Consider the following 13,232-nt stretch of genomic DNA (forward strand, 5'->3'; position numbering starts at 1 on the left):
TAGAAATTTGTCGGAAAAAATATCTTGAAGAGAATGCATGCCTTTTTAACCATTAAAAATGGCCCTTTCCCCGACTTTCTTAGAATGCACTAAGAAGTCACTTGAAAATGGCCATTTTAAACATTTATTCTTTTTGCAGAGATCCTTCTGAAAGTCGGCCTATTTAACAGCCTCACCTTCTTTTTCTTCCTTCTGGTACTTCATTTTTGTCGCCTCTCCACCACGGAGATGTCTGATTGATTTATGATAATCTAAAATTTCTTTTACCTCATTTGCCAGCTCAGGATTTATTTCAGGAAGCCTCTCTGTCAAATCTTTATGGACAGTACTTTTGGACACGCCAAACTCCTTCGCAATTACACGAACCGTTTTCCTCGTCTCCACGATATACTTTCCAATCTTGATAGTTCTCTCTTTGATGTAATCGTGCACACCACTCGCCCTCCCTAAATTGGATGTGAGAAGTGCGAAATGAGACCCGCTTATCACTAAGACGAAATACTAAATCCGCATGACTGTCCACCACAGGTGGAAAGTGTCCACGAGCGGTGCCTGTCACCATTTATGCAACTATGCGGCATTACAATGTATAATCAAGTCCCCAACTGAATCCACAAAAGGCTAAAACGACTCTTCACCTCAGACACTCTCTTTGTAAAGGTTTGTAACCATTTTATTAGCTTGGATATGAGAATATGCACGAATTATCTAATCGGGACAAGGGTTGGTGTAAATTTTTTGAAAAATCGGACAGTTGGCTTGAAAAATAATTCCTATGTTGCTTTATTCGACAGCCATGCGAAATTGCTGTAACGTGCATGGTAATAGGATTTATTATGGAAATATAAAACATGATTGATTATTTCCTAAGAAATTTGTCGCGGCGGGATGTCGAATGAAAATTTAGCTGAAAATAATTAAATTTTATAATAGGACATGAAGATAGAAAGGAATTAACAGATGCAGCCTTTTACCGAAAGAGTTATTGAGATAATAAAAGCGATCCCCGAAGGCAAAGTGATGACCTACGGACAAATTGCCAGGGAGGCAGGAAGCCCGCGTGCGGCACGTCAGGTTGTCCGCGCCCTGCATTCGATGTCAAGGAAACATCGCCTTCCCTGGCACCGTGTCGTCAACAGTAAAGGTCAAATTGCTCTCCAGGATGATGAGTCCTATCATGAGCAGCTTTTTTCACTCGAAAGTGAGGGAATTCAGGTGGGCCTGAACGGCACCATTGACCTTGAAAAATACCAATACCACCCCTAAAAAGAGGTGGTATTTTATATTTTGGTCAGACCAAGCGCCAGATGGTCCCATAAGATTTTTTCAACCATTTCCCATTTATTCTCCTCACACCGAACCATAAGGACAATTTCTGAAGAGATATTTTTGCTGCCCCACTTATTTTTCCTAAGTATTAAGATTTTTATAAGAAACCCTAAAAGCAGTCCAGAAACAGCACCAATAATTCCCCAAAGAATCGGTCCCCATTTTAGCTCATAGCCGTATATCGCTCCTAACAGCATTAAACACGTTCCTAGAATGGCCGGTCCGTCAAACAAACTAAATCCGTCTGAATTATGAATTGTATCAAACAAATTTCTTGGTGCCTTGCGCTTATCCAGCGGGGCGGCTAAAATCATTTCCTTTGAGATTCCCTGCTCCTCCAATGCCGTAATTGCCAGCTCAATATAAAGGGAATTTTCAAATGTTGCAATAACAAACATCTACTCAACCCACTTCTTAAAAAGGAAATTTGAAATTTTTATTTTGGTAATTTTTTCGTAAAAATTTTTTCATCTCTTTTTCAAATAGAACATTATAATCAATAGCACCGACGTATGCATCGTAATGGATAAAAAAATAGATGGAAGGTAAATACATGGCCCACTGCATGTGCAAAACTTCCTTAGCTGTATCGAAATCTCCTATCATGGTTAGGTGAATGGCTTGTGGCAGATGGCCAAAATAAAGAATTACCACTGTGTAGGCAAAAATAAAAAATCCAACAATGACTTTATGAATATATAAATGCCCCAGTCCCGGAAACAACACCGACCATAGAAGAGCAACCCACGGTTTTCGCTTATCGAGAAAATTTATATCCCATGCACCCATGGCCATCGGCTGCAAAGATACATCTTCACGGTCGGCTAAAATGTATTGTTTATTCATGTCCACTGTCTGTCGATAACCGTCCCAGATTCCAAACATATAAATGGCCACATAAACCATCAGCCATTGTTCATCAATCACAACCATCGCTTTCGCAAAATCACCTGTTAATGTATAAAAAATCCCAAGATTTATTTTGGCACTTTGATTAATAAAGGTTTCCCAAATGATGAGAATGAAGCCAGCAATATAACGATGCAGCAATAAATGGCCAAAACCAGGATAAGAAAATGAAAAAAAAGCCACCACCCACGGGTTCTTTGGGTATAACATAGTGTTGGAAAATTGTGATAAGTGAGCCCTTTGTCTTCGGGCAATAGGATATTGGCTCAATTTTGTTCTCCTGTTTTTTAATTTTATTTTTGCTTATTTCTGGTCCAAATATCCTAAAAAAACAGAAACCATAGACTGGTTTCTGTTACTTGAGTTCTGTAATGACATTTTTTACTTTTTTAACTGGAATCTGTGATCCGCCGCGATCCAGTACATTTTCAACCATCATCGCAACCATCAAATTGGGCGAGTTGGTGTTGTAGGCAATGAACCACCCGTTCTCTGTTCCTTTTTCACCTTGTTTTTGTTTGATTTCAGCGGTACCCGTTTTGCCTGCAAGTGGATAGTCTGCCATGTCCGCAGAATGGGCCGTTCCTTCCGAATCACCGACCACCTTTCTTAACTGCGATGAAAGTATTGCAGCGATCTCAGGTGAACTGACTGCCTTCTCTGTTTTTTCACCGCCAAGTAATAGGCTTGGTTTAATCATATTCCCGCCGTTCACAAATGGAGTATAGGTTTGCAATAAATGCACGATACTCATCTGAATTTGCCCCTGGCCGTAGCCGGAGTCTGCTAAGGCAATGTCTTTATCTAAATTACCGATCGTTGATTTTTCAAGCGGGAACGGATAATCCAGCTCTTCTTCAAAGCCAAATTCCCTCAATCCAGCACTGAATGTGTCTTTACCAATTTCTAATGCTGTTCGTGCAAAATATATATTATCCGAATACACCAGTGCTTTTTCTAAATTTACTGGGTTGGCTTCATGAACTCTTGTTATAAAATAGTTACCCCATGAGGCACCTTTTTGCCATTTCAATCCCTTAATATCCATCGTTTGCTCTGGGGTAATCATATTATTCTTAAGTCCGATGGATGCGGTGAGCGGCTTGAACACAGAACCTGGTGCATACGCCTTATTAAACCGGGTTGTCAACGGCTTTTGCGGATTCTCCTGAAGCTCGTTCCACTCTAGCGTTGAGAAGCCCAGTACAGCTTGATTTGGGTCAAATGAAGGTGTGCTGACTAGCGCAAGCGTCTCACCTGTTACGGGGTTTATTGCCGCTCCTGTGCCTGCCTCACCAGCCAGTTCATTGTATATCTTTATTTGAAGTTCAATATCAATCGTTAGCTTTAGATCCTGACCATCTTCGACTGGCTTTTCAGCAAGGACTTCGCTTTTGCCATCGGGCTTTTTAATCGTAATTTTCACACCGCTTTTTCCTTTAAGCTGCTCGTCAAACACTTCCTCAAGCCCTCTTTTTCCGATGATGTCTGTACTAGTATAGCCTTTATCTTTTAACTTTTCCAGCTCGTCAGCGGTTATAGAACCAACATAGCCGATTAAATGAGCCGCTGTTTCCTTAAAAGGATATAATCGGGCTTCTACCTTTTTCGTTTGTACAGGTTCTAAAGCGATTAATTGAGCGATACGCTCTTGGTCGTCCATTGATACCTTTTTTAACGGTACAAACAAGTCTGGCTTTACCCAATTGGCGGTTAGCGCCTTGTTGATTTGCTCCGGTGTCATCTTTAACAGGCTGGATAATTGCGCAATGACAGGCCCTTCCTGTCCCTCCATCTTGCCAGGAACCACACCCACTTCATATACCTGACCGTTATATGCAAGCGTGTTGTCTGCTCGGTCAAAAATTTGGCCACGCTTTGGCTTTACACTGCTAATCCCGATCTTGTCGCCATCTTTCAATTGTGGAAAAATATAGGTAGTATTCCAGTCGACATACCAGTTATTCTTTTTGTCACGTTCTTCTTTCTTCATCTTTGCTTTGTGTGTAAATTGGATTTCTCCGGCGATGCTGTTCATGGATGCGGAAAAGTCATATGTGACGGTGTCTTCATCCTTTGCCAGTTCTTCTTCTCCCGGTTTATTGAAGGTCATCTTGAGGTCTGTAATTTGCAGGTCATCGTAGATTTTTTGATAGCGGCTCGTGAAGTCTTCCTTGGAGATTACCTCTTTGGAACCCTCTGTTAAGTAATCGTACATCTTATCAAACTTTTGCTCATTCCATAGCTTTATGTACGCGTCGAACCGATCCTGAGGCGTTGGCTCCTTGCTGCAGCCCGCTGCTGCCACGGCGAACAGGACAAGCATTAACAGCAATCCAATGATTTTTTTCAAAAAACTCCCCCCTTTTTCTACCATTTTAACATATTTAGGTAAAGGTTGTTTTTTTTATATCGATGTGGAGCCTAGGCAAAAAAAAAAGAGGAAGGTATATTCCCCTTTCCCCTTTGTTCCGATTAAGAGTTTGTTTTTTCTGTAGACTCTGAAGATTCGTCTTCGGATGGAGTTTCATCATCTGAAGGTGTTTCATCTTTAGCTGGTTTCTTTTCATCTTTAGATGGAGTTTCCTCTTTTGCAGGAGCCTTATCTTCACCAGCTGCTGGTTCATCTATCATTTGTTGCTTTGCATTGTCTACTGATTTTTGTTCCGTTGTATTGGCGTCATGTAAATCACTTACTGGTTTATTGAAAAATTTAGTCGGATTTACAGCTACACCATCTTTACGAATTTCAAAATGTACATGCGTTCCAGATTCTTCATCAAACAAGCTTTGTCCAGCCATGGCAAGAACTTGTCCTTGCTTTACTTTGTCGCCAACCTCAACCTTGACATCTTTAACTGATTGATATTGTGTTACAATACCTTTATCGTGTTCGATTTCAATGACATTACCAAGGGTTGCGTCTTCTTCTACTCTAGAAACTGTTCCACTTAAGGCAGATACTACTTCAAATGTTTCGCCATCTTTGGATGTGAAGTCAACACCAGTGTGCGGAACATAGGTATTGTTGTAAAATACTAATGCTGCTTCTTGTTTTTCTTCACTTGCGTTGAAATCATAGAATTCCATTTTGACAACTGCACTCATTGGATCCTTCACAGGCATTTTCAAGTTTTCTAAGCTCGAGTTAACTTCAAGTGCCGGAGTATCATTGTTCTTACCCGTTAGATCTGAAGACTCGTAATTATACTTGTCAGTTGCGTTGTCGCTGCTTTGATACCAAAGAACTCCTGTCAGAATGATTGCTGCACTTGCAATATAGATGGCTGGAAATACCCAACGCTTCTTGAAAAAACGTTGTACACTGGAACTTTGAGAAGATCGTTTGTTTTCTTCCTCTCTCATTTTCATCACCTCAGCAATCATTCTGAACAGATAAGTAGAATTATATACACTAGCAAAAAAAATTTTTGCACTTATTTTTCGATAAACACAAATTTTTTATGCATCAAGGAGGAAATTTTTTTGAAATACGTATTACGGTTACTTCCCATCGCCTACATGGCAGCGATTTGGATCATGTCGAGCCTGCCATCGAACCACTTCGTTGAACTCCCGGATTCCGAGATTGACCGTTTTATAAAGGAATCCCTGCATTTGATAGAGTTCGCAATTTTATATGTATTGCTAGTTTTAGCCTTTCTCACCCGTGAGCGGACGTTTAGCGCGGGCTTAAACGTGCTCTGTGCCGTGATAGCAGGTCTTTACGGACTTACAGACGAGATTCACCAATCCTTCTATGCGTATCGCTCTGCGTCTTGGTTTGACCTCGTTAAAGACGTCACAGGGATTTTGGTGTGCTTCTATTTTATTAGGGGTGCGCTGTTTAAAGGTCGATTTGAGAGGTTAGGGAAGATGCTTGGGAAAGTGAGGAAGTTTTAGCCACTGCGTTTGTGCGGTGGTTTTTTATTTGTGATAGATTTTATTTTTGAAAGTGCCTGTACTCTTTAGGCTGCTGGAATTTAGGTAATGGTGGGCCATTTTTGGAGAATCGATTTGTAAAAATCTGCGCGCCTCCGCGTTGGTAATAGTGGGGCTAATAATTTGAAAATAATCATGGATGGTGTTTAGGAAGGCTGTTTTTGAATGAGTTCGACAGTTTGGACATTTCCATGTTCCAGCATAATATTTCATGGGTAAATGATCGCAATCGGGGCAATGAACGCCTGTTAGTATATCATTATGTGAAAGATGATACTTTTGAAGAAGGTCGATATTTTCAGGAGTGTGGTTGGTTAAAAGGAGTTTATTTATTTTTTTTAGTTCTTTTTCATCCAGTAATTCAATCTTGAATTCATTGTCGAATTGATCAATTCTCTCTAGCAAATATTCGCTATTACATACGTTCCACTTGTATTTATTGTCTTCTTGGATAATGATATTTGAATTTTCATTACTGTTGACGAATAAATACTGGATGGGTATACCTGTAATGTTATGCAGTTTTAGCCATTCTCTTAACTTAAACGCTTGTAACCTTGCCTGAAAAACAGGATTTTTTGTTCTTTCCAATTTACCATCGTTACCTGTCATTGTCTGATGAAGAACTTTTTCGAAGTGCCAATCTCTTGCCCAATTCTTTACCTCAAGCACCAAGGCAAAGAAGGCACACAGGATGAGGATATCAATTTGGAAGTAATAGTTGCCGTAGAATATTCGAAGATCATGATAAATTTTGAATTTCATGTTTGATATTGGTTCGAGGTGGAAGTTCATAACCGATTCCTCTCCACTAAAACCAGTTATGCGGTTATTCATATCGGTCATCACTTCTAATTTTTTGATATGACTATCTGATAATCTCCTTTTTAAAATATGATACTTTTCCAGAATTGGCGGTGGTACACATGGCTTAGCGATCATACGCAACTCTCCTTTCATTTTGTCATTTATTCTACTTTTTAATGTGGAAGTCCTTTATAAAAGTTGTTACAGAAATAAGGAGTTTTTGTGTACCCGCCAAAATTTGTGTTTTACCTGCGAATTTTGTTTGCTTTCATGCATAGATTTCTTTTTACCTGTATTTTTGCTTTGTTTATCTGCCTAATTAACTTGGCCGCCCTGGCATGACTCTGAAATAGCTAGGCGGCGGCTAGGCTTAGGTGATTTAACTTCCTTTATTTGATATTTTGTTTTGAATTACGCGTAATTCTCGATTTCAGTTGCGTTTTTTAGCTACCTTTTTGTATATAAAAATCCTCTACCTGCCAAAATATGTTCCTTACCTGCGAATCTTGTTTGCTTACCTGCATAAATTCCATTTTACCTGCATTTTCGCCTTATTTACCTGCCTAACAAATTCAGCCACCCACCCCAACACTGAAATAGCCAGGCGGCAGCATGGATTAAGTATCGAATTTTCCTATATATGGATATTTTACTCATGATCAAGCCTAGAATCTGGATTTAGATTACAATATTTTAGTTACCTTTTTTATCAAAAACCCTCTACCTGCCAAAATATGTTCCTAACCTGCGAATTTGGTTAGCTAACCTGCGTCAAATTCAATTTTACCTGCATTTTTGCTTTGTTTACCTGCCTAACAAATCAGCCGCCCGCTCCAATCTATTCAACACACGATAAAAAAACCAGACCCCATATAAGGTCTGGCTCGAAAAAAACATTATTTCTGCGCCGTAATCGTCGCAATCATACTATCCGCAGAGGTCACTTCAATGCCCTGGTAATAGTGCTTCACAATTTCCTGATAGTTCTTTCCGGCGGCGGCCATGCCGTTTGCGCCGTACTGGCTCATGCCGACGCCGTGCCCGAAGCCGCGGGTGGTAATCACAATGCTGTTTCCTTTTCGTTCCCAGTCAAAGTCCGACGATCTTAAGTCTAACTTTTCGCGAATTTCCTTACCGCTCAATACCTTCCCATTAAAATCAACCTTAGCGACCCGCTTGCCTGCAGTGCGCTCAACAATTTTTCCAATGGTCCCGCTCGCCCCCACCTTGACACCTAGTGCAGATTCAAATTGATTAACGGTCACTTCCTTTACAGAATTAAATTTTGGAGAATTTTTGTCCCATGGACTTGATACACTGCGCAGGTATGGCATTTCATTGTTCCAGTAGTCTTCAGAGTTTTCAGTGTAGCCGTTGCTGGTGGAGAAGAAGGAGGCGTCGATGGCCTGACCGTCATAGGTCAAGATTTGACCGCTCGTGGCCCGTACCGCAGAAAGGATCTTTGCGTAATTCGATTCAAATTCCATTCCCCAGTTATTTCTCATTTGCTCTTTGCTGAGGTACACCTGATGAATTTGCGTATCGGTTACCTGTGCTCCTTCTGGAACACCGATGTTATCCTTGCTAAGCATTTTTTTCACGATATACGTTCTCGCTGTCAGAGCTTGTGCCTTCAAAGCTTCCTCCTTGAATTCAACAGGCATTTCAGCTGCCACTACCCCGACCAGGTATTCTTCTAATGGAACGTTATCGATTTGTCCGACGGAAGAGCGGTAAACTGCCACTTCCACTGCAGCATCTGCTGAAGATGTATTTTCGGTATTTGGGGCCTTGGTAGACAGGTCTTCACCTAATTTACCGCTGACCTTTCCATCCCCAAAAGGCAGTACTAAAATGGCTGGAATGAGTAAGGTGAGGGCAAATAAGAATGACGCTAGTAGGATGAGTGGTTTGAATTTTTTCATGTAGGAGCCTCCAATTATGAAATTTGCGCATCCCAACCTGGGCTGCTTTCTCATTCCATCATATGGAGGCGGACAAGCATTTATGACTAAAAATAGATTCTAGAATATTCAGAAAACTAATATACATAAAAATAAAAAACCGAAGAATGCATCTCTCCAGATACCCTCTTCGGCTCGTTATTTTTACGCGTTTAAATCAGTAATATAGCTTTGTACTTCTGTAAAAGCTTCCTCTGCTTCTTTGACACGTTCGATATCTGCGCCCAAAGCCGCTAATTTACCATGGAAGTTCACATATCCACGGTCTAAATGCTTTAATTCCGTTACGCGCGTATTACCTTCAGAAACCAGCCCTGTTAAAATAAGAGCAGCCGCAGCACGAAGGTCTGTAGAGGTTACTTCTGCGCCTTGTAAGTTAGAAGGTCCGTTTAAAATAACAGAACGTCCTTCAATCTTAATGTCAGCATTCATCCGGCGGAATTCCTCCACATGCATGAAGCGGTTTTCGAATACCGTTTCCGTAATCATAGATGTTCCATCCGCACGAAGCAGAAGCGCCATCATTTGTGATTGCATATCTGTTGGGAAGCCCGGATGAGGCATTGTTTTAATATCAACAGCCTTAAGCTTTTCAGGACCGATGACGCGGACGCCATCACCTTCCTCAATAATCGTAACGCCCATTTCTTCCATTTTTGCAATTAAGGAAGATAGGTGTTCAGGAACAGCACCTTGTACCAATACATTTCCGCGCGTAATCGCACTAGCAACCATGAAAGTTCCAGCTTCAATACGGTCAGGAATAATATTGTGGTCAGCACCAAACAATACATCGACACCCTCAATACGAAGAGTGCCCGTGCCAGCGCCTCGGACATTTGCCCCCATTTTATTCAAGAAGTTCGCTAGGTCAACGATTTCCGGTTCCTTTGCTACGTTCTCAATGACAGTTGTTCCCTTTGCCAAGGTGGCAGCCATCATAATATTTTCGGTTGCACCAACACTTGGGAAATCCAAGTAAATCTTTGCACCTTTTAAGCGGCCATCAACCTCCGCTTCGATAAAACCATTTCCAACTTTAACCTTAGCGCCCATTGCTTCAAAACCTTTAAGGTGCTGATCAATCGGTCTAGAACCAATCGCACATCCGCCTGGCAATGCTACACGTGCACGGCCATTGCGCGCGAGTAAAGAGCCCATCACGAGGACAGATGCACGCATTTTACGAACATATTCAAACGGCGCTTCTTCTTTCAACACTCTAGATGCATCAACGACAACTGTATTATTGTCAAAGCCAACCTCTGCATTCAGGTTGCGCAATACTTCATTAATTGTGTATACATCGGAGAGTGTAGGTACATCACGAATTACACTTTTTCCGTCACTTGCTAATAATGTGGCAGCGAGTACAGGCAGGACCGCATTTTTTGCGCCTTCTACTTTAACGGTTCCATATAGCCTTTTTCCGCCGCGGACGATGATCTTTTCCAAGAGTATTCCCCTCCGCGTCCATTTTCTCTATATTAATATTCAATCGTAATGATTGGTGTGCCAACTACAATGGTAGTCTTCGCGCCCAATCCTTCGGAGCGTATCCCAATTTGTAAATTCATGTCCCGAGCTATGGAGTCTGAAAACATTGGCGAGTTCGCCGATACAGACATGAAATTATCCTCTTTTAACGCTTCGATTTCTTTTGCACCAAAAATTTCCATTAACTCATTTGTAATAGTCGGAACAGCTTTATCCATCTTATCACTGATACTGCCCTTCATACCAGAGAAAATTGTTGGATTTTCTCGAAATATGTCAGAAAGCCTATTTTTGACTTGATCCTTCGTGAAAAAGGACTCCATCTCCTTATTCCACTCGTCACCGCTGACCCTATATACTATATACGCATTAACAGGTTGTTTTGTGTGGGTTGCCATCATTTGAAGCATTTCTTTGTGGTGTTTAGAAGTTGGAGATACTGCTGTTACTTCCCATTTTTCGCTGGTCTTACTTGTGGACCAATCCCAATCAGGAAACTTTTGCTGAAGCTCCTTAACATATTCCTGCACTTCTTTCTCTGTAGTCAGGTCAACCAAATGCTCCCGTGCATAAAACGACCATTCTTCGAGCAAAATATCTTCTGTTTGAAAAGCGTCAGCGATTTTTACCAAATCCGGCTCACCGCTGGCTGCCGTTAACCGGCTGCCAAGTACCGCCATCAAACCTACAACCATCATTAAACTTATGCTAAAAAGTACCTTTGTTTTTCTCTTCATCTCTACTCTCCCCCCTTACTACCATTGTTACCAAGGGGAGGAATAGCATACTTGGGAAATGTCGACACTTTTGGACAAGCTTTTTGAAGCAAAAGATCTCTCTCGAAAAATTATCTTTTTCCAGCGGCAGATAGGTTCAAGCATTTGTTTTTCGAAGTCTCTCGATATATCCATCTATTTTCTAAGTTGTTAACTTTTTGTTGTAGATTGCACTTTTTTTCACACACAAAGAGAATTGTACTCAATTTTTCTCAAAAAAGATACATGCTTGAAGACCTAAATTTTTTCCAGTTGTATGTATTGTAAGATTAAAGGCAGCTGCCTTGACCACAAAAGGTAGTCTAGGAAGAAGTTACTAACCGACGATCCAATAATAATCGCCAATAATATATACAATAAACGCGCTTGAAAAACATGATTAGGCTTCAACAACTTATCCAAGCGTATCGACTGCAGCGCCCACCACGCCAAAGCAATAAACACCAGATGAGAAAAAATACTCAACAAAGCAATCTGTCCAAAGTTCTCCATTACACCCTCCTTCGGTGTTGGTGCCTGTCACCGTTTATGCAAAATACTGCTTTTATGCATGAAATAGTGCATACCATATTGACGGATGAAACCTTGAAAAGTTTCGCTTTTATTATAGCAAATTTTTAACGCATTAACTGCCTAAACACTGGTTGTGTGTGAAAAATCAGTGTTTAGGCAGTTAATAGGTAAGTGGGAAGTTTAGATTCCATTCCAGATCCTGCTGATTCTTAATGGAACGTAAACTCTGTCTCCGTGTATCTCCTTATGAATGATTGGTTTTTTAAAATACTGCATGAGTGACTGGCTCTCACTATTGTTACGTCTTGCTCTTTGCCGCATTCCTTTTAGTTTCTCTATACTTTGATTAGACTTTTTCATTATTTTTCACCTCATCCTTTTTTTATTAATTTATTAAGCCGACTTCGTTGCAACGACAACGACTTTTCCATGGTCCATTTGTTCTTCACAACGCTCTGCTGCCGCTTTTGATAACCCCAGTGATTCTAACTTCGAACGGAGCTCATCCCCTCTGGAACGAAAAACATTGGCGAAGGATTCAAAGACTCCCTGCTCTCCAACACCAACCGCGCTTATGTCCAGTGCGTCTGTCAGGTGTTCAGTTCGGTTTTCGTCATGAGCGAATAGATAAATTTCATCCTTTGTGAATCCCTCCATCATGAAATCCGTGATTTCCTTTTTAGCCTGAACTCCATTTTCTACGATTTTTACGTTTTCCATGTTTATTCCTCCTCGCGCGTTACGCATGATCTATTTTGCTGATGTCTCAGCTTGTACCAGTTATATATCCGCTCTTTAAACGAACGAAACCTATTTATCTAAAATTCTATTTAGTTTAATGATTAACATTTTGGGTATATACCTTTTAGTTATTTAAATAAGGATTAATTGGAGGGGTAAGATGAAAACTAAAGCAGAGTTAATTACTAAAATAAGTTTGTTAAAACGAAAAATCGATCAGTGTTTGGATGAGCGGGATCAGGAAGCATTTAATCGATTAACCTTTGAATTGAGAGTTTGCCAGCGTTACCTCGAAACGCGTATGAATACCACTGAGACGAGTATAAAGGAGCGATTGGAACAAAATCGCGATAAGTTTTTTTATTTATAAGTTTAGCCGCTGTCATTTCGGGTATTTACTAACCATACTCATTGAAAACAGAAAGGAGAGAATTTTATGGGATTTATTTGGTCATTAATTATTGGAGGAATTATCGGATGGTTAGCAGGATTAATTCTGGGGCGTGATGTTCCTGGAGGAGTCATCGGAAATATTATCGCAGGTTTCATCGGGGCCTGGATTGGATCAGCTTTAGGCAACTGGGGACCTGAAATTGGAGGATTTTATATTTTACCAGCACTCCTAGGTGCCATTGTCATCGTGCTAATTGTGAGCATGGTATTGCGAATGATTAGAAAAAGAGCATAATATAGAACGACGAATAGACTGCAAATTTTGCAGTCTTTTTTACTGTTTAGAATTACATCATGCAGG

General features: G+C 40.6%; 16 protein-coding genes. 4 read left to right on the plus strand and 12 right to left on the minus strand.

What is annotated here, in order from left to right:
* Positions 1 to 159: 159 nt before the first annotated feature.
* Positions 160 to 432 (minus strand): sporulation transcriptional regulator SpoIIID, encoded by a 273-nt coding sequence (spoIIID, locus tag QNH29_RS28950; protein ID WP_007086083.1) that lies wholly within the window; start codon positions 430 to 432, stop codon positions 160 to 162.
* A gap of 528 nt (positions 433 to 960) precedes the next feature.
* Here spoIIID and QNH29_RS28955 point away from each other — a divergent pair.
* Entirely contained in the window at positions 961 to 1,266 is a 306-nt protein-coding gene (locus tag QNH29_RS28955) for an MGMT family protein (protein ID WP_283862682.1), read from the plus strand.
* Between the two features lie 14 nt (positions 1,267 to 1,280).
* Here QNH29_RS28955 and QNH29_RS28960 read toward each other — a convergent pair whose 3' ends face one another.
* The 4 genes from QNH29_RS28960 to spoIIQ form a co-directional block, all read right to left on the minus strand.
* Positions 1,281 to 1,727 (minus strand): hypothetical protein, encoded by a 447-nt coding sequence (locus tag QNH29_RS28960; RefSeq protein WP_283862683.1) that lies wholly within the window; start codon positions 1,725 to 1,727, stop codon positions 1,281 to 1,283.
* A 16-nt stretch (positions 1,728 to 1,743) separates the two neighbouring features.
* A complete protein-coding gene (locus QNH29_RS28965) occupies positions 1,744 to 2,379 on the minus strand; it encodes a hypothetical protein (RefSeq protein WP_283862684.1) in 636 nt (211 codons plus the stop codon).
* A gap of 214 nt (positions 2,380 to 2,593) precedes the next feature.
* A complete protein-coding gene (locus QNH29_RS28970) occupies positions 2,594 to 4,591 on the minus strand; it encodes a penicillin-binding transpeptidase domain-containing protein (RefSeq protein ID WP_283862685.1) in 1,998 nt (665 codons plus the stop codon).
* 122 nt (positions 4,592 to 4,713) lie between these two features.
* Positions 4,714 to 5,604 (minus strand): stage II sporulation protein SpoIIQ, encoded by an 891-nt coding sequence (spoIIQ, locus tag QNH29_RS28975; RefSeq protein WP_283862686.1) that lies wholly within the window; start codon positions 5,602 to 5,604, stop codon positions 4,714 to 4,716.
* Positions 5,605 to 5,724: 120 nt separating this feature from the next.
* Between spoIIQ and QNH29_RS28980 the strand changes: the two genes are divergently transcribed.
* Positions 5,725 to 6,141 carry a VanZ family protein gene (locus QNH29_RS28980; protein WP_283862687.1) on the plus strand — a complete coding sequence of 139 codons (417 nt, stop codon included), beginning with the start codon at positions 5,725 to 5,727 and terminating at the stop codon, positions 6,139 to 6,141.
* A gap of 24 nt (positions 6,142 to 6,165) precedes the next feature.
* On the opposite strand, the gene QNH29_RS28985 is transcribed toward QNH29_RS28980, so the two are convergent.
* From QNH29_RS28985 to QNH29_RS29015, 7 genes are all read right to left on the minus strand, one after another.
* The gene (locus tag QNH29_RS28985) at positions 6,166 to 7,122 is read right to left on the minus strand and encodes a nuclease-related domain-containing protein (protein ID WP_283862688.1); all 957 of its coding nucleotides are present in this window, start codon (positions 7,120 to 7,122) and stop codon (positions 6,166 to 6,168) included.
* Positions 7,123 to 7,883: 761 nt separating this feature from the next.
* On the minus strand, positions 7,884 to 8,912 hold the full coding sequence (spoIID, locus tag QNH29_RS28990) for a stage II sporulation protein D (protein WP_283862689.1): 1,029 nt from the start codon (positions 8,910 to 8,912) through the stop codon (positions 7,884 to 7,886).
* Positions 8,913 to 9,095: 183 nt separating this feature from the next.
* Positions 9,096 to 10,406: a UDP-N-acetylglucosamine 1-carboxyvinyltransferase gene (gene murA / locus QNH29_RS28995; protein ID WP_283862690.1), complete on the minus strand. Its 1,311-nt coding sequence runs from the start codon at positions 10,404 to 10,406 to the stop codon at positions 9,096 to 9,098.
* A 32-nt stretch (positions 10,407 to 10,438) separates the two neighbouring features.
* Positions 10,439 to 11,185, minus strand: coding sequence for a YwmB family TATA-box binding protein (locus QNH29_RS29000; RefSeq protein WP_283862691.1), 747 nt, complete (start codon positions 11,183 to 11,185; stop codon positions 10,439 to 10,441).
* A 276-nt stretch (positions 11,186 to 11,461) separates the two neighbouring features.
* Positions 11,462 to 11,716, minus strand: a complete 255-nt coding sequence (locus QNH29_RS29005; RefSeq protein ID WP_283862692.1) for a DUF1146 family protein — start codon at positions 11,714 to 11,716, stop codon at positions 11,462 to 11,464.
* Between the two features lie 201 nt (positions 11,717 to 11,917).
* A complete protein-coding gene (locus QNH29_RS29010) occupies positions 11,918 to 12,097 on the minus strand; it encodes a hypothetical protein (protein ID WP_283862693.1) in 180 nt (59 codons plus the stop codon).
* A gap of 33 nt (positions 12,098 to 12,130) precedes the next feature.
* On the minus strand, positions 12,131 to 12,457 hold the full coding sequence (locus tag QNH29_RS29015; RefSeq protein WP_283862694.1) for a YflT domain-containing protein: 327 nt from the start codon (positions 12,455 to 12,457) through the stop codon (positions 12,131 to 12,133).
* Between the two features lie 181 nt (positions 12,458 to 12,638).
* Between QNH29_RS29015 and QNH29_RS29020 the strand changes: the two genes are divergently transcribed.
* Entirely contained in the window at positions 12,639 to 12,848 is a 210-nt protein-coding gene (locus QNH29_RS29020; protein ID WP_283862695.1) for an IDEAL domain-containing protein, read from the plus strand.
* A gap of 66 nt (positions 12,849 to 12,914) precedes the next feature.
* Positions 12,915 to 13,166, plus strand: coding sequence for a GlsB/YeaQ/YmgE family stress response membrane protein (locus QNH29_RS29025; protein ID WP_283862696.1), 252 nt, complete (start codon positions 12,915 to 12,917; stop codon positions 13,164 to 13,166).
* Positions 13,167 to 13,232: the final 66 nt, after the last annotated feature.

Source organism: Neobacillus sp. DY30, assembly GCF_030123065.1.
Classification (GTDB): Bacteria; Bacillota; Bacilli; order Bacillales; family Cytobacillaceae; genus Neobacillus.

Coding starts and splice junctions, on each gene's coding strand:
- QNH29_RS28985 (WP_283862688.1), bottom strand. CDS start 7,122: ATGATCGCTAAGCCATGTGTACCACCGCCAATTCTGGAAAAGTATCAT.
- QNH29_RS29000 (WP_283862691.1), bottom strand. CDS start 11,185: ATGAAGAGAAAAACAAAGGTACTTTTTAGCATAAGTTTAATGATGGTT.
- QNH29_RS29025 (WP_283862696.1), top strand. CDS start 12,915: ATGGGATTTATTTGGTCATTAATTATTGGAGGAATTATCGGATGGTTA.
- QNH29_RS29010 (WP_283862693.1), bottom strand. CDS start 12,097: ATGAAAAAGTCTAATCAAAGTATAGAGAAACTAAAAGGAATGCGGCAA.
- spoIID (WP_283862689.1), bottom strand. CDS start 8,912: ATGAAAAAATTCAAACCACTCATCCTACTAGCGTCATTCTTATTTGCC.
- QNH29_RS28960 (WP_283862683.1), bottom strand. CDS start 1,727: ATGTTTGTTATTGCAACATTTGAAAATTCCCTTTATATTGAGCTGGCA.
- QNH29_RS29015 (WP_283862694.1), bottom strand. CDS start 12,457: ATGGAAAACGTAAAAATCGTAGAAAATGGAGTTCAGGCTAAAAAGGAA.
- QNH29_RS29005 (WP_283862692.1), bottom strand. CDS start 11,716: ATGGAGAACTTTGGACAGATTGCTTTGTTGAGTATTTTTTCTCATCTG.
- spoIIQ (WP_283862686.1), bottom strand. CDS start 5,604: ATGAGAGAGGAAGAAAACAAACGATCTTCTCAAAGTTCCAGTGTACAA.
- QNH29_RS28955 (WP_283862682.1), top strand. CDS start 961: ATGCAGCCTTTTACCGAAAGAGTTATTGAGATAATAAAAGCGATCCCC.
- QNH29_RS29020 (WP_283862695.1), top strand. CDS start 12,639: ATGAAAACTAAAGCAGAGTTAATTACTAAAATAAGTTTGTTAAAACGA.